The following is a 21,237-nucleotide window of genomic DNA, read 5'->3' as shown; positions in this document are numbered from 1 at the left end:
ACAAGGCTGCATAAGGAGAAAGTATGCTTGATGACATCAAGGTTATAAAGTTTTTTATTCGAATTAATAATGTTCCGTGTCACTCATTTGATGATTTGCAGAAGAATTTTTATGTTCAGGATGTCATCAGCTTGCATCGTCAGGGCGTGCTCGCCCGCTGGTTGAGAGTTGTTGGGCACAAAGACAAAGCCGATGCCCTGCCCGCTGCAACCGAGATGGGTGACGACATTGCATTGGGGCAAAAACTGGTGGAAGTACTTTGCCCTGGTTTTGACAAAAACAATCTGCGTGCTGCGCTTGATGCCCTGGGTTTTGAAACTCTTGCTGCAGAACGGGCCGCTCTTGCGGCTCAGGGCCAAAAGAATTGGTCCGCGTTTGCTACTGCATATCACGGCAAATTTGAAGACCTACTGCGACAGGCAGCCCAACGGCGGTCTGATTTTGAATTTCTTTGCCAAGTAGCTATTTGTTTGGTGGATAATTACTGGAATTTAGTTGAAGAAAATGTTGAAAAATTCATTCAGCGTTTGTTTGTTGAAGTTCCTTGCCTTTTCTTCCCACTTATTGCCATGGGGAAATTTAGAAAACAAGAATATGAAAATTCCGTTCGAGCCATTTTAGCTGAGCATATCAAAAAAGTTTTTTACATAAAAACTGACTCGAATGAATCATGGTACGAACATATTTGTACAAAAGTAGATTATGATATTATATATTCAATTGATGTTACAGAATCAAGCGATCCATTTCTGCATCATTGGAAAAGGACAGGTGCACCAATGCAATATATAAGTAAGCAAATACCATCAACTATAGAAGGTGAAGGGGAAAAAATTATTGGTGAAATGACGACAAATATATATTTCCACCAAATAAAAAAACAAATTGATTCTTGGGATGATGTCGTGCAGGACAAATCAAAGAAAATCATGCTGATCTACGCAGATTCTCTTGCCCACATGCGGCCAGTACGTTCTAGGGATGACTATACAGATAATGACATTAACTCGCAATTCCCAGTATTTTGCGGTCTTGATTATAAATCGACAAATAATAATCCCCTTGTTGTATATATTGATCTACCGAAATGTGTTTCAGAACGTGCTAGTGAGAGTCACATGGATGAAACTGAATGCAATAATTAAACATACTTATTACCATTATTAGTGCATGACAACAGTGAAGGTGAATTGTGAATTGTTGCGATATAAAAGCTTACATTGATGCGCTAAGGCCTATCTTGCATATTCAAAGCAAGGAATACGCTGAAATTTGCAAAAAAATCCTCCGTGAAACGGACGGAATGACCTGCCGCGCTTTCATGCATGGGTTAGGTGTCGTTGATGCCGTATCCCAGCGAGTCGAAACAGAATGCGACCTCTTAGATTTTTTGAATACGGTTCGCGATGAGGGATACGAATACTCAACGGCTATAATTCTTATGGGCGTATCTGATGAGGATCTCGCCAGCCCGGCCGTCACCGCGCGTTTGTTGTACATTGCGGAACGCACGATGCACAACGCAGGCTATCATGCAACGGTATTTTGGGTGTCTGATACTGGTATAGCTCCAAGCCAACTCGAGCATCTCATAACGATGCTTCCTTATGATCGCCCCCTGCAGAGTGACATTGAGTATTTTTTACGTCGCTACGCGCAAAAACTCGAATTTCAAATTGCCGAAGAAGACGTAGGTCGACTGGCTCTGGAACTCAAGGGACTGTCTTTTTTTCAGATCAAGCGCATCCTTGATCTTGCGTATGTGGATGGGGGCATTGTTACCTGGGAAGATCGCCGACTGATTATCCAGGAAAAAAAGCAAATTATCCAAAAATCTGGGCTTCTTGAATACATTGATTGGGATCGCGACCTCAATGGAGTTGGTGGACTTGAGCACCTTAAATCTTGGCTTGAAAAAAAAGCCAAAGTCATGCAACGGCTTGATGCTGCGCTTAAGGCCGGAGTGAGTATTCCTAAGGGGATCTTGATTGTCGGTTTCCCCGGTTGTGGAAAATCGCTTGTGGCAAAGACCACGGCAACGCAATTTGGTTTGCCGCTTTTGCGCCTGGATGTCGGAAAAATTCTTGGCAAATACGTAGGGCAATCAGAGAGGAACATGAGGTTTGCCCTAGCTCAGGCCGAGGCTGTTAGCCCTTGCGTTCTTTGGGTTGACGAGGTTGAAAAAGCCTTTGCCGGGGGTGATGGTTCTGGCCACGAAGTTACGTCTCGCCTTATCGGTCAGTTTTTGACCTGGATGCAGGAAAAAAGCACCACTGTTTTTGTTGTAGCCACGGCAAATGATCTTGAACGTTTGCCCACCGAGTTTTTGCGCAAAGGGCGTTTTGATGAGGTCTTTTCAGTTGGGCTCCCCAACAAACAGGAACGATATCAAATTCTCAAAATTCATCTGCGTAGGCGAAACCAGTATGATGCCACGATGAATATGTCGGACTTGGTAAAGATAACAGAAGATTTTTCTGGTGCGGATATCGAAGCAGGGGTGGGACAAGCTGTGGAAACTTGTTTTTTGGCTAACGACAGAAAAAAAGTTTCAGAAGGTGATTTAATTACTGCTATGAAGAGCATCACCCCCCTGTCAAAGGCTCTGCAAAACAAATTCACCAAGATGAAAGAAAAACTTGGCGAATACAGTGTAAGGCCCGCCAGCGAAGTCTAAGCATAGTTTACAGTCTAAAAAAGCTCTCATGCCAAATGGTATGAGAGCTTTTTTTATTGCTTATTTTTCTGATATTTTTTTCAGAGTATTCACAGTCGATTCCACCTGCTCAATAACAAGACTCTGTAACTCTAGGGGCAAGCAGCTAATTTTTTCTGCAATACTTTTTGCAAGCTGCTCGCTCGGCTCATCTTGTTGTCTAAATAAATCAGCTACTGAGCAGCCTAACGTATCTGCAATAAGCTGTAACCTTGAAAATTTCGGAGCAATTATTCCCTTTTCCATTCTCGACAAAGAATCTTGCGTGATATCGAGATGTTCTGCCAATTGAGCTTGGGTTAATCCCAGCCGCTTTCTTCGTTCCGAAATAATTGCCCCAACAGCTGCCGACAGAGGCGGATCTTTTTCAATCGTCACTATGGCACCCTCCTAGTTTTAGAGTACAGGCGCAAAACGTGGCGAGAACAGCGTTAAACACATATTTATTGACGCAATAAGCATACACAACTAGCATGCAGTGACATCCGCTTAAGCTTCCAGACCGTCACAAAAAATGAGCAAGTTTCCAGCTTCTGGAATGCAAAGGGGGGATGCCTAAGAAACGCATTTCGATGCCTTCAAAGCAGAGACTTCTTTGGCAGAAGACGGGCGTTCGTAATGTGCAAATTTTTTTTTAAGGAAGGCATTGATGACAAGGAACAAGAAAAAGCTCAGACGGCAGGAGAGAATAGGGACAATCCCAAAAGCAACCCAGATTGTGCTGCTGGCAGGCTTGCTGCTGGTTGGCGGCATTGAGGCAGCCTGGGGAGCCAGCCCCATCGCCATCAGCGACACGCACCAGGTAGCGGACGGTGCGGCAGAAACCTACACCACAATTGATGTGAACAATGGCGGCACGCTGACCATTGCGCGCAACGCCAAGGTGAGCGGTTCAGACGTAACCGTTAACACCGGCGGCACGCTGACTTCTGCGAAGAATCTGCACTTCGGCTCTTTCAGCCCAGAGCCGGGCACGGATCTGCTTGGTAGCAGCCTCACCCTGGACGGTGGCACTGTTAGCGCCCAACACATGGGGCTGGCCCCCAGCGGAACGGCAACACTGAAAAAAGGTATGCTCACGCTGAACTCGCTGGACATACGCAACGGCACATTTGCCTTTAATGTTGCAGGCGGCGACAGCGCCACTCTCACACTGCTTGGCACCACCGATGGTACGGCGTTCCTTCAGGGAACAAGTCTCAGCGTTGGTGCGGGCAACAACGTTTTTCTGGGGGCGGATTCCGGCCCCGGCGGCAACCAGAATTCCACCACATCTCTGGCTGTAAGCGGCGGTTCGCTTCAGGTTGGGCATGGCAACTGGCAGACTGGCGATCTGACCCAGACCGGCGGGCAGGCCAAGATCAGCGGCAACGCGGTGCTGACCGTGAACAACCTTGATCAGACCGGCGGCCTGCTGACTGTGGGCGGCACCACCAATTCCGGCAAACTTGTGGTCAATGGCAGTGTGGCCAATGCCGCCTACGCTGCCGGTTCCACGGGCGTGGCAGTAACGGGTACGGGCTCCTTGCAGGTAAAGTATGATGAACTGGTCAACGCCACTGGCGATGACTTCAAAGACTCTGCCACCCAGCACGCCATCAATGTTGCCAATGGCGGAACCCTGCTGCTGAATGGCTATGCCGGTTCAAGCATGACGCTGGCTGAATTCAAAACCCTGTCAGACAAGCTCTTGGCGGCTGGCAGCACGGGCACAATCCAAGGCATCACGGTGGACACTTCCGGTGCTTCACTGCAGGACGTGGGCGACGCCCGTCTTGCCACGCCCACTGCGGTCATAAGTGGCAGCGGGGGCCTTTCTACCGGTGCCGCAACAGTTGGCGGCATCACTGGCGCAACCACTGTCAGCGGCAACGCAGCTTTGACCCTTACGGGACAGGCTTCCGGCAATGTTCTGGCAGACAGCGGCGTCACGCTCAACGGCGGTATACTGACGTTGGGCAATCCTGCGGGCGGCTCAACCGGCGGCACACTACAGGGCGGTATTGATGCCTCCACAGGCACCAATACTATCAATGTGATCAACGGGGCACACACCGTTGCCGGGGGCCTCACTGGCAACGCAACCACTACGGTTGCCGTGGGCAGCAGCTCCGGCAGCGGCACCCTTGTTGCCACTGGCGTCAGCATGAACGGTGGTCAGCTCAACTTTGACCCGCCTTTCGCTGCCGCTGGTGACACTTCAAACGCTTCCATGGGTGGTTTGACCTTCACCGCCAATACCGTGGATGCCCTCATGACTGTGGGCCAGAACAGCATGGTTTCGCTGGGCAGCACTGATGCTGAATGGCTGCGCACAGAAGTGCTGCGTTACCAGAGCGATGGAAAGGGCCTGTGGGGGCAGGACATAACGGCGGCGCTCGCCCTTCGCACTCCGCAGACGCTGAGCGCCACTGGCGGCATCAATGTGGATGGAACATGGGTCACGGGCGGCGCGGCCGCCACGGCCAACACCGCACATTTTGCCAATAAATCTTTGCTTGTGGTGGACGCTACGGACATTGGCAGCGGCGTGGCCCTTTCAGGTGAAGCCGGGGGCACCAGTACCCTAACTGTGGATTCCGGAGCAAAACTGCACATCGTGGGTGGTCAGGACGGAGAAACGCTGAACGTCACCGGCGGCTTTGGCGCTTCCACAAAGGATGCTGCCAGCTGGACAGGCAGCAACCTGACCACAAGCACCGCTCTGCTTTCCGCCACGGGCGGCACGTTTGATACAGCCAATGGCGCATACAGCGTGAGCCTTAAGGCCAATGCGGCGTCTTCGTCCTTCCCCATGTTGTCGAATAGCATGGGGGCACTGGTAGATCGCATGGTGGTTCAGACCGGAGTAAACCCGAATTCGCCCAACGCGGGCGTGCGCTTCGTATCCCGTGCCATGAGCGACAATTACATCGGCACGACAGACCGCAACAAAGCCGCCGCAACTGTTGAAGGTGCGGCCCAGATGGCTGCCGTAGGTGCCGTGCAGGGCAGCACCCTGAGCGCTGCGACGGCTGCATCCGGTGCGGTGCTCAACCGCACATCTATGGCGTTGCCGCGTACGGACATGAGCCAGGCCGTGGCTGTGCGCCAAGATACGGACGGCAGCCTTAGCCTCGATTCCGGCCTCAGTGCCGGGGACGGCCTTAAAAACGGTCTTGGGGTATGGATTATGCCGCTCTACCAGTCCAACAACGTCTGGGGCATGAAAGCGGAGAACTTCAAAACCGGCTACAACAGCAACCTAGGCGGCATTGCCTTGGGCGCGGATTACACCATCAACGACATGTTCCGCTTTGGTGCGGCGTTCAACGTTGGTGCCGGGTACGCCAAATCCAACGGCGATTTCAACAGCACGGACAACCGCTTCAACTTCTGGGGCGTGAGCCTTTATGGCGGCTGGGTGTATAACAACTTCGGTCTCTCTGCCGATGTGGGCTATACCGGCAACTACAGCAAGGTGGAGCAGGATATGCCCGCCTCCATGCAAATGGGCGACCTCAAGGCCGACGTCACCAGCCATGCCTGGAATACGGGCCTCAAGGCGGAATACAAGTTCAACGCCGGTGCGCTGGATATTATTCCGCATGTGGGGGTGCGCTACCTCGGGCTTGTGACCGATGGCTATGACGTGAAAAGCGGCGGCACCGTCTTTGAGGTGGACGAAAGCACGCAGTCCATTTGGACATTCCCCGTGGGCGTGAGCTTTGCCAAAGCCTTTGAAACCGAGAGCGGTTGGCAGATCAAGCCGCAGCTTGATCTGGGAGTTATTCCGGCGGCGGGAGACGTAAAGGCCAAGAGCAAGGCACGCATTCCCGGTGTGGACAGCCAGGCCGAAATGAAAATGCAGGTGGTGGACTACGCCACCTTTGACGGCGGCTTGGGCTTTGAGCTTGGCAAGGGCGACTTTACCCTTGGGCTGAGCTATAATCTGCAGGCCTCGGAACACCACACAGGGCATGGCGTGTTTGGCTCGCTGCGGTATGAGTTTTAGGTATGGCTTAGTTGGATAATTGAGGGACTGAGGAGAGGGCCGGGGATTTCCCCGGCCCTCTTCATTATGGCAGGCTATTTTCTGATGAATAAGGACAAGTCTTCACCGATTGGCAAGCACAATCCAGGGCACGATGGCGCAAAGCCAGCTTGACCGATAGAACCAAATTCAGTATTTATTTAGTCAAAGGAGCATAAATATGCAACTCAGCACCGCAGTACGACCAATTAGCGAGGTCAAGGCGCAGGCAGCAGAAATCATTCGCACTTTCAGTGAAGAAGCTGCGCCGCCCGTTGTGATCACCCAGAATGGCGAGGCCAAGGCCGTGCTCATGGGCATCCATGAATATGAGCGCATGCAGGAAACGCTTGCCATGCTCAAGGCTCTCAGCCTTTCCGGCAAGAGCTTTGAGGCGGGCAAGGGACGCCCCGCTCGGGAAGTTTTCGCAGGCCTGCGCGCAAAGGATAAACGATGACCCTTCCCACTGGGACGCCACTTCTGGAGGTCTTGCTCTCTCCAGAAGCCGAACAAGACTTGCTGGAGATATACACCTATACAGCAGCCAATGTGGGGCAGGAGCAAGCTGATACAATTCTGGGCAAGCTTGAGCAGGGCATCCTCTCTCTGGAAAGCCTACCTCTGCGTGGCAACGTTCCGCCTGAGCTAGAAATAGTGGGCATCACCCGCTACCGTGAAATACATGTCCATCCATGGCGCATAATCTACGAGGCGCTTGATACCATGGTGCATGTCCATTGGGTCTTCGATTCTCGACGCGATGTGGCGGGACAGTTTGCGCAAAAGATGTTGCGGTGACAGCTGTTAATTAATGTGCAGCACAAAGCAACACCGTACTGACTGACCCCGTTTTACTGAAAATCCTCCGCGCCGGACAGGGGCCGCCGCGAAATGAGAACTTTTAGTGACCAATGCGAACGGCTTCATTTGAAGGTCTGGCAGAGTTGCAGGCAGCTCTGCGCAAAACAGCTACCCGCAATACGGCTGTGGCTTGTTACCATAATGACGGTCGCCGCCGCATGCCTTTGTTGTCGGTGGCGGGCGCACGCGGAAAATTTTCTGACAACGGAGATGTCCCTGTGTGCAAATCGCGGTCCGGTCCGCAAAATACGGTAACCCCTGTCTGGCTTCGCTGTGTTTGCCTGTTGGCGCAAGCTGCTGCCCAAGTTCATGATCTGGGTAAGTATTCAAAATATTTCCAGCAAAAGCTGCGCACGCCACAAACCTTGCGCGATGAGGTACGCCATGAGTGGGTATCCGTCTGCTTGCTGCGGGAGCTGCGTCAGGGCAAAAGTTGGCATGAGGCATGGCAAGTCTTGCAAAATCCCGAGGCGCTTAAGCGGGTCATAGACCGCCCGCCCAGCTACAAACGCTGCTTTGCTCCGGCCACAGCTTTAGAGGCCATTGAATTTCTTGTCGCCAGCCACCATCGGCTATTTGCTGGTGACAAAGGCGGTGGGGGCGTGCCGTCAGTTCGCGATTCCCATGTTCGGTCAGACGCTATCGCGCAAGAATACTGCCAGCCCTACGAAACTTTGCCCGAAGACGTTTGGAAAAATTATCAGAGGCTTGAATCTAAGCTGGAAAAACTTGCTGGCGCATATCAGGGTGAGCAATACTCATCGTTTTGGTGGGCATGCCTCACCCTGGCCCGCGCCTCACTGATTTTTGCCGATCATACCGTTTCCGCAGTAGAATACCCTGCATGCCTCAATGAGGGGGCAAGCGCAGCCAATACCCGCGTTATCGGGGATACGCGCCAACTCAATCAGCCTTTGCCCTGGCATCTGCATACAGTCGCCCATGTGGCGGCCAGTGCCGCATGGCGCATGGGGCAACTTGCACAGGGCAAGGGCAGTCTTCTTGAGGGGTTACAAGAATCGTCTGTGGCGTCAATTCTTGATCCTGCGGACGAAACTTCACGTTTCCACTGGCAAAATTGCGCTGCCGATGCCTTGAACCGCTGGCGACAAGAAAACCCAGAGACCCCGTGCCTTGTGTTCAACATGGCGGGAACAGGCAGCGGCAAAACGCGGATGAATCTGCGCGCGGCCTGCATTCTGTCGCGGCAAGATGCACCGCGCTGTTCCATCGCGCTCAACCTGCGCAGCCTAACCTTGCAGACTGGGCGTTCCCTGCAAGATGATCTCGGCATTTTGCCTGCTGATATGGCGACGGTTATCGGCGATGGCGTCACGCAAAGGCTTTTTGACTGGCATCGTCAGGCCACATCAGCGGATGACTTGGATGCCGACGAGCCGGAAATCATCTGCAGCGGGGATTCCGGCCCCTTGCCCGTTTGGATGGAACCTTTCTGGCGCACAGACCGGGAAAAAACCGTTGTTGGCGCACCATTGCTGGTATCGACCATTGATTTTCTGGATGCTGCGGGCTGCCCACAGCGTCAGGGCCACCACGTCAAGGCGCTGTTGCGGCTCATGACGGCAGATCTGGTGCTGGACGAAATCGACAGCTACGACCCCGAAGCTCTTGTGGCGGTCTTGCGGCTGGTGCAGCTTGGTGCGTTTTTTGGGCGCAACATTGTTTGTTCTTCGGCCACGCTGTCCCAATCTACGGCAGAGGCCGTTCACGCGGCTTGGGTCTCGGGCCAACAGCTTCGGCAGCATCTGACGCAACAATCAGGCGGTGCTCCCCAGTTCGGCATTGCCTTTATTGATGACAGTCTGCCCCCCAAGGTGCTTGCTTCTGCCCCTGGCAGTACAGCCTTTGCCCGGGAGTACGCCTGCCGGATGCAGGACATGATGGCCCGCTTGCAGCAATCCCCCTGTCTGCGGCGGGCTTTTTTGCAACCTGTAGAACCCACCATTCAGGGCTTTCAAAATGGTGTGCTCAAAGCGGCCCTGCGCCTGCATCACGAAAACGCTTGGGGGTTCTCGCCGGGCAAGAAAATTTCCTTCGGCCTTGTGCGCATGGCGCATATCAATGGCGCTATCACCACCGCGCGTAGTCTGGCCGACAGCCTGCCCTACGCCTATGTGGCCTGCTATCATGCTGGTGATTGGCGCATCAGCCGGTTCCACAAAGAACGTCGGCTTGATTATTTGCTGACTCGCAAACAGGGTAATTCCCATATTCTTTCAGATAAAGAAATCCTCACTCTTGTGGCTCGTGTTACCGATTCGCAGGATGTGCTCTTCATTGTTGTGGCCACGCCAGTGGAAGAAGTTGGCCGGGATCATGATTTTGATTGGGCCGTCATTGAGCCTTCCAGTGCGCAATCCATTGTTCAGGTTGCAGGGCGCGTTAACAGGCACCGCATCGTTCCCTATGGCAGCAGCATTGCGCATAATGTCGCCATACTCCAGTATAACTTGAAGCATTGCAAAAACTGCGAGAAAGGCAAGCCAGATCTTCAGGCCTTTGTGAACCCCGGCTACGAAAAAAAGGGGGCCGCCGCTGCGTATGCAAAGCATGATCTTGCCCGACTTCTGCCCTGGCAAGGGGAAGAACTCGGCATTGATGCCCGGCTGCGGCTTGGCGGCGGGAGCCATTTTTCCAGCGCCGATGACAAGGCCATAGCCGAGAGAGTGACGCCGTACTTTGGCGTGGACAGAGACGGCAACGAGGGGCTGTTTAACCAGACGCCTGTTGATGCATTCCGCATGGCGTCCACGCCTTACGAGCAAACGCCCCTGCGTGACAGGAACGGCCATAAACAGCTTTGGCGGATGCAGTTGGAGGACGACAACTGGACCTATCTTGAATGGAAAATGGATGCCCACAGTGCAAGCTGGGTGCGCAACGAGCATGAAATGAGCACAGAAAAAGCCCCTCCCAATGCATGGCTGGCTCTCGATCCGCCAGCAATGGAAAGCCTCTGCCATGAGGCGGGGATATCACCAGCGGAAGGCCTGCAAGCAGAGCTGACCGCTTACGAAAACACAGCGTTCATATACAATCTTGGCTTTGGCATACGGAGAGAGAATTGAAACCAACCGCAAACGCGGGTGAAAAGGAGCGTCATGGACGATAAATGGAAGTCATACCCTCCCAAAACATACCAGGACGAAACAGAGTGCCTTGTCCATTTTAACTCTAAAACCGTCAACTCCAACGCAAGTCTTGTGGGAATCAGGCTTGGGGCGGATGCCGCCGTGGATCTGCCCTATATTTCGCTGCGGACGCTCTTGGGGAGCGGCCTTTCCTTTCCGCTGGATTATGCGGAAGGCGGCGCGAGCAAAGCCGGAATCGTCAAACAGATCAATCTGGTTCTTGCAGACTCGCCAGATGCCTCGGAAGCGACCGTAGAGGAAAGAAAGGCCATTGTTGCTGGCGTTAACGCTGCAAATGCTTCCGGCTACAGTACCGGCACGGAGTATGTGGATCACCGCCTGCGGCAGGTGCTTGTTCCCAAAAAAGATGCGCCGGGCGGCTATGTGAGCATGACCCCCATAACGGCAAGCAGCGTTTGCCCGCTGTTTTTTAGCAAAGAACACGGCCTTGTGCCGCAGCATAACGAAGCCGCAAAGGCTGAACCGGAAGGCCCACGGCGCAAGTTGCGTCAGGCCCGTTTCGGCATCGGCGGCTCCAATCCCCAAAACATTGGCAGTCTCGTGCGTTCCATGCAGCGGCCCCTCATGGTGGCTGCGCCAGGGGCTTCTACCTCTACGCGTGATGCCTTTTCCTTGTATCATAGAGGCTTGCCGCTCAACGTGCATACGCCGGAACCTTTCAGGCAGGCTGTGCAACAGTATGCGCAGTTTCGTGAGGCGGTGCTGAATCCGCATATTGATGGCGCCACAATCACGCTCAAGGAAAGGGAGCAGGAAGAAGCGCTCATCACCGCCATTGCCCAAGCCGTGCTGGATATGTCGGCTGAAGCCCGCGATCTGCTAACCCGGCACGCCCATATGTTGCCAGAGGAAGATCTGCTGCATGAGCTTGATCCCCCCCGGCATGCTCTGGTCTCGCCGCTGGTGCGGCCAGCAGAAATACGGGGGCTGCTTGATCCCCCATTGCGCGAGCGTTGCGATAACTGGCCCCGCAGCATGGCCCGGCTGGTGGTTACCAGAATGCTCGCGCCGCACAAAAGCAGCGGGCGCAGCTTGCTAAAACTGGATTCGTCCGCTCGCGCCAGCCTTGAGGCCATGATGGAGGAGGCATTCCGATGACATCCTATCTTGTTCTGCCCCATATGCGCGTTCAGGGGGCCAACATGTATAATGCCGCCTTTCTCATGGGCGGCCCGCCCGTGCTGGCGGCATGGTTTATGGCGCACGCTCTTGGACGCAAAATGGACATGGCGGACGATGTGCTTTCAATGGCCTTTGTGCTCCACAGCCATACGCCATTGGGAGATTCATTTTACGGCGTGTTCAATCCGCAACTGCGCCGTGGAGCTGCCTATACTTTTGGTTCATCCAGAAACGGCACGGATTATTCCTCCAAAAACAAGCAGGCTCTGTCGCTCCAGCCCGTGGCCCGTGCGCATATGGAAGTATCCCTGGTTGTCGGCATTCGTGACCTTGGCGCCACAGAAGGCATTAATTCCCTGGTTGTTGGGGGTCGCCTTGCTGGCGGCACTATCACCAGCATGGCAAAGCCCTGCCTGTACCGCACTGTCCACGAAGCCCTGGAATACATTCGTACCGGCTACGTGGTGAAAGACCGCCGTGATTTGCTTGAAAGAGATGGGGCAGGCAACCGTGCGGAACAGTTTGTGGCCGCGCTGGGGCACAAGCCTGCCGAGAATGACGGCCTTGGCTGGCTTTCCGCCACATGCCTTGGCTACGCCGCCACCACGCCTTTTGAAAAGCGGTCTGGCGTGCGCGAAGGTTATGACCATGCCTTTGCAGAGCCGCTTGTAGGCCTTGTGCAATATGTGCCCATACGCCGCAGTCTTGATGAAGACGCAACGGCTCAAAGCCTGTGGCGTTCAGAGTGGACAACGCCAGATGTGTTCAGAATTTATCAGGATTAACGCCAACTAACAGCAAAAAGGGAAATATCATGGCAAAGACGCTTAAAAAATTGCCCGGTGTTCTTTCGTTTCAGCGTTGCCTCATGGTTACTGACGCTCTTTTTTTCAATGTATTTGCTGACGGCAGCACGTCGCCCCTTGCTGTGGTGCGTCATGGTATCCGTGGAACGCAAAACATCAATAAGTCTGGAAAAAAAGAGGATTCCAGCGCCAAAAGCGCCACTCGGGAAGAAGTTTCAAACATCCAGACTACGGATACCGCCAAGCTTGACCCCAAGGCTGAAAAGTTGCGCGTGCGTTTTGAAGTGCGCTTTCTTGATCTTTCTGCCGCGCTCTTTGCCTGCGCGCCGGGCAAAACAGACGATATGGAAGACCTGCTTGCCTTCAGAACGGGGCTGACCGACTTTATTGATAAGGGCAAGGCCAGCGCTGGTCTTACAGAACTCGCCTGCCGCTATGCGCGCAATCTGGCCAATGGCCGTTTTTTGTGGCGTAACCGGGCCATTGCGGAATCTGTGAGCGTGCGTGTGCGCAACAGGGCAGATCTGGATGTTTGCTTTGATGCCCTGCAAGTGCCCCTGAATACCTTTGATTCTTATTCTGATGCAGAAAAAGCCGTTGCAGGTCACATTGCCGCCGGGTTGCGCGGGCAGCGCGATGTCTCCCTGCTGGTGGAGGCGGATGTGGATTTTGGCGTGCGCGGCGCACTGGAAGTGTTTCCTTCGCAAAACTATTTGGAAGACAAGGCGCGGGGTTTTGCCCGCCCTCTGTATTGCGTGGGCGAAGCACCCAAAAATCAGGACAAGCACAGTGTTCAGGAACGCGGTCAGGCTGCCCTGCGCGACCAAAAAGTGGGCAATGCCCTGCGCACCATTGATACATGGTACCCCGCCTACGCGGAGCGCGGTCTTGCCATTCCTGTAGAACCCAACGGCGCAAGCCTTGATGCGCAGCTCTTTTTCCGCAACGCCAAAAATTCCTCCGGCTTCGGCTATATGCTGCGGGTGGGTGATATGGACCCCGACACTGCCGAAGGCATGTTCTTAACGGCCTGCATCATTCGTGGCGGCGTCTTTTCAGAGAGTGCATAGCTATGATGCCCCGCGTGTACTTTGACATTGAGGCGGTCGCCGCTGCTGAAGACACGGGTATGAGCGCCCCTGCGCTGCGGGGGCGTATGCTGGCCTTGCTGCACCCACTGTTTGCAGCAAAACCGCATACCTATGCCCTGGCAATACCCGCAGGACGGCAGGCCGTTTGTGACAAGGGCGGCGGCGTGGTGCGAATATTCGCCTCCAGCCGGGATGATCTGGACGCCTTGGTAGCCTCGCTCTCACAACTACCCTGGATGCGTGACTATGCAAGGCTGCATTATCCCGCAGCAGTTCCGGAAAATTATAAGGGCGCATGGGTGGCCTTTCGGCGATATCGTGTGCCGACACTGAAAAGCGATCGCAAAACGGGTGCGGAAGCCGGGCAACTGCGCCAGCGGCGTATGTTGGGCATGCAAAAAGAAAAAATGGATTACTTTGTGGTGAGCAGCAAAAGCACGGAGCAGCGCTTTACGCTGGCGGTGCGCCGTGAACCGGGTACGCCGCCTCAAGCAGAGTGCCTGCCGAACAGCTATGGGTTGTGCAGCGCCCATAACCTCTTTTGCGTGCCGGATTTGCCATAATTTGCCATGAAGGGAAAAAAGCAAGTCAACCCAAGGCCCGTAATGCTCTCCAAGCGCGCCAACGTGTTTTCTCTGGAACATGTGCGCGTAATGCAGATGGACAATCGCATTGTTTACGCAACGCAAGACAAGTAGTTAACCGGCGCGTAGGCGGCTTAGAAGTGCTTGTCACCGTGCCGTGGCATGCGTGATCTGTTAACTGCCGTGTAGGCGGCTTAGAAGATCCAACAATTCTCTCTGTCTTTCCGCAGAGTGTTAACCGCCGTGTAGGCGGCTTAGAAGATGGTGACGCTGTCTTCGGCTTTAACCACATAGTTAACCGCCGTGTAGGCGGCTTAGAAGCACTCGTAGCCGTGCAGGGCCATATAGATGGCGTTAACCGCCGTGTAGGCGGCTTAGAAGTTGACGAAACGGAACTAGCGCGGCTGGAATCCGTTAACCGCCGTGAAGGCGGCTTAGAAGTCAAAAGCATGGGGCATATTTGCCTCAAATGTGTTAATCGCCGTGTAGGCGGCTTAGAAGGTCCTTTCCACCCTGTTGCCTCGACCTGTGTTGTTAACCGCCGTGCTGGCGGCTTAGAAGACAAGGCGCTTGCGCTAGCCCTGGGTATCACTGTTAACCGCCGTGTAGGCGGCTTAGAAGCACACGGCTATGACAGACGCAACATTCTGCCCGTTAACCGCCGTGTAGGCGGCTTAGAAGGATCTGCGCGGGCTTTTTTTGCGTGGCTATGGGTTAACCGCCGTGTAGGCGGCTTAGAAGAGCACAATATGTGCTGGCTGTAGGCGAGTCTTGTTAACCGCCGTGAAGGCGGCTTAGAAGTCACTCGGAAACATGGCGTCACCAACGGGATTGTTAACCGCCGTGTAGGCGGCTTAGAAGTCCTTGATGTGGTTAATAAACTCGGCACGGAAGTTAACCGCCGTGTAGGCGGCTTAGAAGGGCAGATGGTCATAGTCGGACATAAGCTGGAAGTTAACCGCCGTGTAGGCGGCTTAGAAGAACGGCTGGCACTGCCGTTGCCGGGTGGACACGTTAACCGCCGTGTAGGCGGCTTAGAAGACCGTGGGGGGGGATCCACTCGCATTCGCTTGTTAACCGCCGTGTAGGCGGCTTAGAAGATTAGGAAAAATGCCAGTTCCGAGGTCACAACGTTAACCGCCGTGTAGGCGGCTTAGAAGTCAATATGAGGGCGTACATAGGCGTAACTATCGTTAACCGCCGTGTAGGCGGCTTAGAAGGGGCCGACTGGCTGACCAACGCCGCAGGTCCGGTTAACCGCCGTGTAGGCGGCTTAGAAGATGGTCGTTGGCTGTGGCCAATGGCGTCATTGGTTAACCGCCGTGTAGGCGGCTTAGAAGATCATCCCGTCTTGGACCGTGGATTGGCTGCAGTTAACCGCCGTGTAGGCGGCTTAGAAGCTCTCCGCGAGTTGCGCAAAGAGCTTGTTGCCGTTAACCGTTGTGTAGGTGGCGTAGAAGTGCAGCGTTGTGCCTGTGACCTGCCCCCAAAAAACTGGTCCGCCTATAAAGTTAGTATAAGGCGGAGCCATGGAGGGCATCAGATGGGTCGCAAAGCATTTACTCCAGAGCAAATCATTTTCAAGCTTCACGATGTTGAAGTTCTTGTGGGAAAAGGCAAAAGCATTGCCTTAGATTGCCGCAAAATTCCAATAATCTGCTCTTCGGTGAGTCTGCTATGCTCCATTCTTGCGCTTCTATTTCAGGAACACTAACTTTTAAATGCCATACTCTTCTGGGGGAGGGTCAACGGTAACAATCCTTATGTATATTGTGCTGGCAATAATCGCCAAAAAGGCATTTGTCTGGAAGTATGGATAACTCTTGTAAAGGTTATTAGTTAACAGCCTTGGTATACACCACAAAAACAAGTCTATCCGTCAATTGATATCAAAGAAGGCCACTCACTGCTGTGAGTGGCCTTCTTTGATATCAATACATTTGTGATGAATGGGTTTGTCCTTCATTCATTGCAGCGAATGAAACACAATGCATTAACTCCCTCAACTGAAAAAAATTGCAAACAAAATAATCATCATCTTCAACTGAAGCGGCACAGTGCTAATCGTCATAGATGCCTTGAGCAGCTTCCTTGTGGCAAGAGCCACAGTCCGCAAAACTCTTTGAATCAGGTATTTTGCGGTGTTTGTGCACAAACCATGGGGTTTCTGTCACACGCAAAGGGGATTGCCCCGAAAGGCGACGTGCAACTTTATCTCCACGGCGGCTAGCGCCAGAGCCAGCCGCCTGCTCTTTCAGCCAGCTTTCAACAATAGCTGCGTCTTCTGGCGACACTGTCACTTCCGCGCCGAAATGGTCACCAAGGTTGCTCATGATTTTGCTCCATGAGGTTGCTGGCAACAACCATGCAGGGTATGCGATATGACAGCCTCCACATGTGTTTACATATGCGGCGGGCGGAATAGAGTTACCATTCCCAGACCTGCACGAATGTTTATCGTTCGCCGCTGAAAAAGTTGCAAAGAGCAGCACAACGCATAACGCCACCCCAACACATAAACTTTTTTGATAGATGAACATAGAACACTCCTGCTTATCTTTACACAACTATCAGAAACATCGTTTCGCAATATACACATCGCGTGGCGGAAAGGTGCGTAACTCTCTTTTTTTCTGCACCATATAACCATACTTGGAAGCGCAGGTTTCAACCTCACGGCCAGTCATGCGGAATGTATACTCTGACGGTCGCCTTTTTGCTGGGGGCAAGCGCACATCTGCTGTATGGTAGTTATTGTTGGGCTTCGAGTTGTATCTTGCGCTGATACAGTCAAAGGCCATATACCCGCCTAGGTTAACGCATTCTCCATAAACATCGAACATATCATCCAATGAGGCCCCTGGAATATGATATAACCAGTTTACGGAAAGCAGCACGTCCACATTCTTGGGCATGAATTGGGGATGCAAAGCATCGTCAACAACTGTGTTTATGCTTGCTTTATAGTAGATTGCCAGCAAATTACACATTTCAATTGCAGAAACGGCAATATCACTCCCCCCCAAATTCTGAAACCCCTTTTGCTGTAGCCAGATTAAATTCGCGCCGCTGCCGCACCCCGCTTCAAAAACATGCGCAGAGCTCGGCACTAATTGCGTAATCCATTCGCAAGGAACACAAACATGAGGCCGCCAGGGACGATGTTTTATTGCGTAAGCATGCCACCAACTTGCATTTGTTTTTTTGGAACACCACGCCAAATACGTTTGAGAAATATACAGCTTGTGGCGAAAGCTCTGTAGCCAGCCATTTACATAGCACACGGCCTTATCAAGCATAGAACAGTCTCCCATGCCTATAGAGGCTATGGACGCGATAAAGCGCCCACAACCAGATAGGAAAAGTTGCGGAAAAGAATCTGCTTTAGGAAAAAAGCAGGTCTTCAGGCGGGTGTTCTATGGAGAGTGCTATGCAGTAGATGTGCTGCAATAAAGAAAAACACGGCGCAAAAAAATGCGTAGGAGCAGCGCTTAAAATGCCGGACGTGGAATAAAGAAAGTGGGTTATTGGTTCATGATGGTCATGATGTTCATTTGCTTCGTGCTGCGGCTGGAGTGTAGAAACTTGGCTGTTTCCCACATAATCATTGGCCATATCAATAATGGGCGAAAACAATACTAAAAGCATCATGAAAGCACATAACGACCTGAAAAATGTTGCGGCAGAAAAACCGAACATTTTTACTGGCGGTTCTGATTTGATCGTATGTTTAGTGCTTTGCATGACGTTCTGCGCTCATTATTTCTTCAGCGAAAAAAAATTTTAGTACAACAGTAAAACACATGCAACTCCGAGGGTGAACCGTCTCCAAGCGCTGCCCAAATCCAAAACGACAAAGCCGAAGTACACGGCGGGGTATGCCCCAGCCTGTGATGAGCATACGTTAGCGCCCTACACTGTTGCTCAATCTGCCAGCAAACAGAAGGACAAGGCGAGAATGGTGTTGGAGAGAAGGCAGTCCAGAACGAATTTGGGGTTGCCCAGTCCAGGCCACTGGCAACAGCTACTGGCCGCTGCTGCTCGGGCTGGGCCGTCTGCTACACGACCCAGCCCCAGAGCGTGGATATCTGGCTGCTGAAGCGATTTGGAATTGCACCTTAAAGTCCCCTGCCGAGGAGACCGTGTAATCACCTCTTCAGGGTCCAGGATTGGAAGGGCCGTCTTCGCGAGCGGGCAGCGATTGATAGCGGTCAATGATGAATTCTCACCTGCTCGTCAATGTCCCGATCACCTTCTTCGCAATTGTTTCCATACCTCGAACCAACCAACGCTCAAGAATCCTGCCAGCACGCACAGTCCGACATCCTGGGGCTGCAACGCCCCCATATGGAAGACGTCTCGCAGTGCCTGAACGCTCAGCACAAGCCCAAGCATTACTCCCGCACCGCAAACGACCCACCACAGCGCGGCATTTGGTTCACGGAACATGGCGGCAAAGTTGCGCACCCAGGACCGGTTGGTCAGGATAAGCGCCAAATTTCCCGCCACAAGCGTGGTGAACACGAAGGCTCGTCGACTGTCCTCCCCACCATACCCAAACACACCGGAAAACCAGTACATTATGAGGAGAGCTGCCAAGACTCCTCCACCTTGAAGCACACTGACCATTACCACTTGGAAGTTGAAAAGCCGCTCGTCCGGTCTGCGCGGCACCCGGAGCATGATGTCCTTTTCCGCGTTTTCGGCCTCAAAGATAAGCGAACAGGCCGGATCGATGATGAGCTCCAAGAAAACGATGTGGACGGGAAGAAGGAGCAATGGCCAGTCAGCAAAAAACACCGGCAGGATGGACAGCCCCGCGATGGGAACATGAATGGCCAAGGTGTATCCAACGGCCTTTTTGATGTTGTCGTAGATGCGCCTTCCAAGGCGGACGGCCCGCACTATGGAGCCGAAATCATCATCAAGCAGAATCAGGTCCGAGGCCTCACGCGCCACATCCGTGCCACGCCCGCCCATGGCGATACCAATATGCGCGGCCTTGAGGGCTGGGGCGTCATTCACCCCGTCACCGGTCATGGCCACGACCTCGCCGTTGGCCTTGAGGGCGTTCACAAGGCGGAGCTTCTGCTCCGGCACTACACGGGCGAACACGTCAACATTCGGAATGCGGCTGGCCAACTCCTCATCACTCATCACGTCCAACTCCGGCCCTGTGACGACCTGTTCCTGGGAACGCAGGCCGATCTGTCTGGCGATGCTTCGGGCCGTGTCGGGGTGGTCACCGGTGATCATGATCACCCGGATACCCGCTGTGTAGCATTCCTGAACCGTTGCTGGAACGGTGGACCGGATCGGGTCTTCAAGCCCGACAAGACCGAGGAACTCGAAATGGAAGTCGTGCTGCTCTTGGGGCAGTTGATCCTGTGACCAACGCGCATGCGCCACACCAAGGACGCGCAACCCCTCCTTGGCCATGCGAGAAACCTGTTCTACCAAGGCCTCGACCTGTTTCGGCTCCATGTGGCAAAGATCGGCGATGGCCTCCGGTGCGCCCTTGGCGGCCACAATGAATGTATCGCCGCTCGTTGCATGCCAGACGTGTGACAAGGCCAGCAGATCCGGGGAAAGCGGGTAGTCGCGCACCATTTCCCACTGGTCGTGCCAGTGCTCCGTGTCACCCAGGAGGTCGTCGCCCATATCGCGCAAAGCGCGCTCCATGGGATCGAAGACCTCCTTCTTGCTTGCCAGCACTCCATACTCAAGCAGTGCGTGAAAGCACTCCGGCAAGGTTGCGTCTGGGCTGGCGACGAATATCTGGCCGTCGGTGTACAACTGGCGCACGGTCATCTGGTTGTGGGTGAGGGTGCCGGTCTTGTCCGTACAGAGCACTGTGGCAGCGCCAAGAGTTTCAATGGCGGGCATCCGCCGAGTGAGGACACGACTGCGGGAAATGCGCCAAGCGCCCAAGGCAAGGAAGATGGTCAGGATGACAGGGAACTCCTCCGGCAGCACGGCCATGGCCATTGCGATGCCAGCCAGCACCCCCTGGCCCCAACTCTGTGGTGTGTTACCCCGAGTCAAGGCGTAGGCCACTATGACCACGACGCACAGCCCCAGACCTACAACGGCAAGTTGCCTGACCATGCGGCCCGTCTCGCCCTGAAGCGGAGTCTTCTCCTGTTCGATGGTCTGGAGCGCCTTGCCGATCTTTCCAAGTTCCGTGCGTGGGCCTGTGGCCACCACCTCGGCCAGACCCTGCCCCCTGGTGATGAGCGAGCCTGAGAACACATGGGGGAGGTCGTCTCCGCCGGGCTTGCCTGTTTGAGTGGACGCCTCGGAGCTGGCCTTGCGCACCGGAACAGACTCCCCCGTGAGCAGGGATTCGTCGGCGTACAGGTTGAGGGCCTGGCGAAGGACCGCATCAGCCGGGACGCGGTCGCCTTCCGAAAGCAGCAACAAATCGCCCCGGACTACCTCACGCCCGGCGATACGCCGCTGCTGCCCGTCTCGCAGTACCAGAGCGCGTGGACTGGAAAGGTCGCGCAGGGCGTCCAGCGCCCGTTCGGTGCGCCGTTCCTGCACGATGGTGATGCCCATGACCACGAAAACGAAGCCCAAGAGCATGAGCGCGTCCGAAAGCTCGCCCATGAGCAGGTACAGGCTGCCGCATGCCACTAGCAGCAGGAACATTGGCTCGCGCATGACCTCCAGGGCGATGGTGAACACGCCGCGTCTGGTCCCTTGAGGCAGCTCGTTGTAGCCCTCGACCTGCTGCCGTCGGGCGGCCTCGGGTTCACTCAGGCCGGTGGTGCGTGTGGAGTCAAAGAATTCAGGGGTCATGATCATCCTGTCGCCGGAGGCGTTGTGTGGTTAATGCGCCGGATGGCCCAGAACGTGGTCTCGGCCAT

The 21,237-nt window shown here is 54.0% G+C and carries 15 protein-coding genes and 1 CRISPR repeat array; of the genes, 10 read left to right on the top strand and 5 right to left on the bottom strand.

All coding sequences use genetic code 11. The annotated features are described in order from the left end of the window. The first annotated feature begins 23 nt into the window (after positions 1-23). Together JMF94_RS05380 and JMF94_RS05375 are read left to right on the top strand one after the other, a co-directional pair. Complete coding sequence (locus JMF94_RS05380) at positions 24-1,145, top strand: hypothetical protein (RefSeq protein ID WP_240824150.1); 1,122 nt, start codon at positions 24-26, stop codon at positions 1,143-1,145. 95 nt (positions 1,146-1,240) lie between these two features. Then, positions 1,241-2,677, top strand: a complete 1,437-nt coding sequence (locus JMF94_RS05375; RefSeq protein WP_240824149.1) for an AAA family ATPase — start codon at positions 1,241-1,243, stop codon at positions 2,675-2,677. A gap of 60 nt (positions 2,678-2,737) precedes the next feature. Here JMF94_RS05375 and JMF94_RS05370 read toward each other — a convergent pair whose 3' ends face one another. After that, positions 2,738-3,094 (bottom strand): helix-turn-helix transcriptional regulator, encoded by a 357-nt coding sequence (locus tag JMF94_RS05370; RefSeq protein WP_240824148.1) that lies wholly within the window; start codon positions 3,092-3,094, stop codon positions 2,738-2,740. 271 nt (positions 3,095-3,365) lie between these two features. Here JMF94_RS05370 and JMF94_RS05365 point away from each other — a divergent pair, with 271 nt between their 5' ends. The 8 genes from JMF94_RS05365 (at position 3,366) to cas6f (ending at position 14,344) form a co-directional block, all read left to right on the top strand. Continuing rightward, positions 3,366-6,710 (top strand): autotransporter outer membrane beta-barrel domain-containing protein, encoded by a 3,345-nt coding sequence (locus JMF94_RS05365; RefSeq protein WP_240824147.1) that lies wholly within the window; start codon positions 3,366-3,368, stop codon positions 6,708-6,710. A gap of 199 nt (positions 6,711-6,909) precedes the next feature. Further along, a complete protein-coding gene (locus JMF94_RS05360) occupies positions 6,910-7,185 on the top strand; it encodes a type II toxin-antitoxin system Phd/YefM family antitoxin (RefSeq protein WP_240824146.1) in 276 nt (91 codons plus the stop codon). Beyond that, the gene (locus JMF94_RS05355) at positions 7,182-7,526 is read left to right on the top strand and encodes a type II toxin-antitoxin system RelE/ParE family toxin (RefSeq protein WP_240824145.1); all 345 of its coding nucleotides are present in this window, start codon (positions 7,182-7,184) and stop codon (positions 7,524-7,526) included. Before JMF94_RS05360 ends, JMF94_RS05355 begins: the two co-directional genes overlap by 4 nt. Before the next feature lie 113 nt (positions 7,527-7,639). Next, the gene (cas3f, locus tag JMF94_RS05350) at positions 7,640-10,678 is read left to right on the top strand and encodes a type I-F CRISPR-associated helicase Cas3f (RefSeq protein ID WP_240824144.1); all 3,039 of its coding nucleotides are present in this window, start codon (positions 7,640-7,642) and stop codon (positions 10,676-10,678) included. A 33-nt stretch (positions 10,679-10,711) separates the two neighbouring features. Further along, the gene (locus JMF94_RS05345) at positions 10,712-11,860 is read left to right on the top strand and encodes a hypothetical protein (RefSeq protein ID WP_240824143.1); all 1,149 of its coding nucleotides are present in this window, start codon (positions 10,712-10,714) and stop codon (positions 11,858-11,860) included. After that, positions 11,857-12,669 carry a type I-F CRISPR-associated protein Csy2 gene (locus JMF94_RS05340; protein WP_240824142.1) on the top strand — a complete coding sequence of 271 codons (813 nt, stop codon included), beginning with the start codon at positions 11,857-11,859 and terminating at the stop codon, positions 12,667-12,669. The genes JMF94_RS05345 and JMF94_RS05340 overlap by 4 nt, the downstream gene beginning before the upstream one ends. Positions 12,670-12,698: 29 nt before the next feature. Next, positions 12,699-13,760: a type I-F CRISPR-associated protein Csy3 gene (gene csy3 / locus JMF94_RS05335; protein ID WP_240824141.1), complete on the top strand. Its 1,062-nt coding sequence runs from the start codon at positions 12,699-12,701 to the stop codon at positions 13,758-13,760. A 14-nt stretch (positions 13,761-13,774) separates the two neighbouring features. After that, positions 13,775-14,344 (top strand): type I-F CRISPR-associated endoribonuclease Cas6/Csy4, encoded by a 570-nt coding sequence (gene cas6f / locus JMF94_RS05330; protein WP_240824140.1) that lies wholly within the window; start codon positions 13,775-13,777, stop codon positions 14,342-14,344. A 134-nt stretch (positions 14,345-14,478) separates the two neighbouring features. Continuing rightward, a CRISPR array of direct repeats spans positions 14,479-15,825; the repeat unit is 28 nt; unit sequence GTTAACCGCCGTGTAGGCGGCTTAGAAG. Between the two features lie 600 nt (positions 15,826-16,425). On the opposite strand, the gene JMF94_RS05325 is transcribed toward cas6f, so the two are convergent. From JMF94_RS05325 to JMF94_RS05310, 4 genes are all read right to left on the bottom strand, one after another. Further along, positions 16,426-16,905 carry a diheme cytochrome c gene (locus JMF94_RS05325; RefSeq protein WP_240824139.1) on the bottom strand — a complete coding sequence of 160 codons (480 nt, stop codon included), beginning with the start codon at positions 16,903-16,905 and terminating at the stop codon, positions 16,426-16,428. Between the two features lie 30 nt (positions 16,906-16,935). Continuing rightward, positions 16,936-17,664: a class I SAM-dependent methyltransferase gene (locus JMF94_RS05320; RefSeq protein WP_240824138.1), complete on the bottom strand. Its 729-nt coding sequence runs from the start codon at positions 17,662-17,664 to the stop codon at positions 16,936-16,938. An 85-nt stretch (positions 17,665-17,749) separates the two neighbouring features. Beyond that, positions 17,750-18,016 (bottom strand): hypothetical protein, encoded by a 267-nt coding sequence (locus JMF94_RS05315; protein ID WP_240824137.1) that lies wholly within the window; start codon positions 18,014-18,016, stop codon positions 17,750-17,752. Between the two features lie 597 nt (positions 18,017-18,613). After that, the gene (locus JMF94_RS05310) at positions 18,614-21,169 is read right to left on the bottom strand and encodes a cation-translocating P-type ATPase (protein ID WP_240824136.1); all 2,556 of its coding nucleotides are present in this window, start codon (positions 21,167-21,169) and stop codon (positions 18,614-18,616) included. Positions 21,170-21,237 lie beyond the last annotated feature (68 nt).

Source organism: Desulfovibrio sp. UIB00 (assembly GCF_022508225.1).
Lineage (GTDB): Bacteria > Desulfobacterota > Desulfovibrionia > Desulfovibrionales > Desulfovibrionaceae > Desulfovibrio.
Note: the sequence above shows the minus strand (reverse complement) of the source record. Positions and strands in the feature narration are given on the sequence as shown.

What these genes read in the sequence shown, in the direction of transcription:
- JMF94_RS05315 (WP_240824137.1), bottom strand. Translation starts at nt 18,016, where the DNA reads ATGATGCTTTTAGTATTGTTTTCGCCCATTATTGATATGGCCAATGAT.
- JMF94_RS05310 (WP_240824136.1), bottom strand. Translation starts at nt 21,169, where the DNA reads ATGACCCCTGAATTCTTTGACTCCACACGCACCACCGGCCTGAGTGAA.
- JMF94_RS05320 (WP_240824138.1), bottom strand. Translation starts at nt 17,664, where the DNA reads ATGCTTGATAAGGCCGTGTGCTATGTAAATGGCTGGCTACAGAGCTTT.
- JMF94_RS05325 (WP_240824139.1), bottom strand. Translation starts at nt 16,905, where the DNA reads ATGTTCATCTATCAAAAAAGTTTATGTGTTGGGGTGGCGTTATGCGTT.
- cas3f (WP_240824144.1), top strand. Translation starts at nt 7,640, where the DNA reads ATGCGAACGGCTTCATTTGAAGGTCTGGCAGAGTTGCAGGCAGCTCTG.
- JMF94_RS05380 (WP_240824150.1), top strand. Translation starts at nt 24, where the DNA reads ATGCTTGATGACATCAAGGTTATAAAGTTTTTTATTCGAATTAATAAT.
- JMF94_RS05345 (WP_240824143.1), top strand. Translation starts at nt 10,712, where the DNA reads ATGGACGATAAATGGAAGTCATACCCTCCCAAAACATACCAGGACGAA.
- JMF94_RS05360 (WP_240824146.1), top strand. Translation starts at nt 6,910, where the DNA reads ATGCAACTCAGCACCGCAGTACGACCAATTAGCGAGGTCAAGGCGCAG.
- JMF94_RS05355 (WP_240824145.1), top strand. Translation starts at nt 7,182, where the DNA reads ATGACCCTTCCCACTGGGACGCCACTTCTGGAGGTCTTGCTCTCTCCA.
- JMF94_RS05365 (WP_240824147.1), top strand. Translation starts at nt 3,366, where the DNA reads ATGACAAGGAACAAGAAAAAGCTCAGACGGCAGGAGAGAATAGGGACA.
- csy3 (WP_240824141.1), top strand. Translation starts at nt 12,699, where the DNA reads ATGGCAAAGACGCTTAAAAAATTGCCCGGTGTTCTTTCGTTTCAGCGT.
- JMF94_RS05340 (WP_240824142.1), top strand. Translation starts at nt 11,857, where the DNA reads ATGACATCCTATCTTGTTCTGCCCCATATGCGCGTTCAGGGGGCCAAC.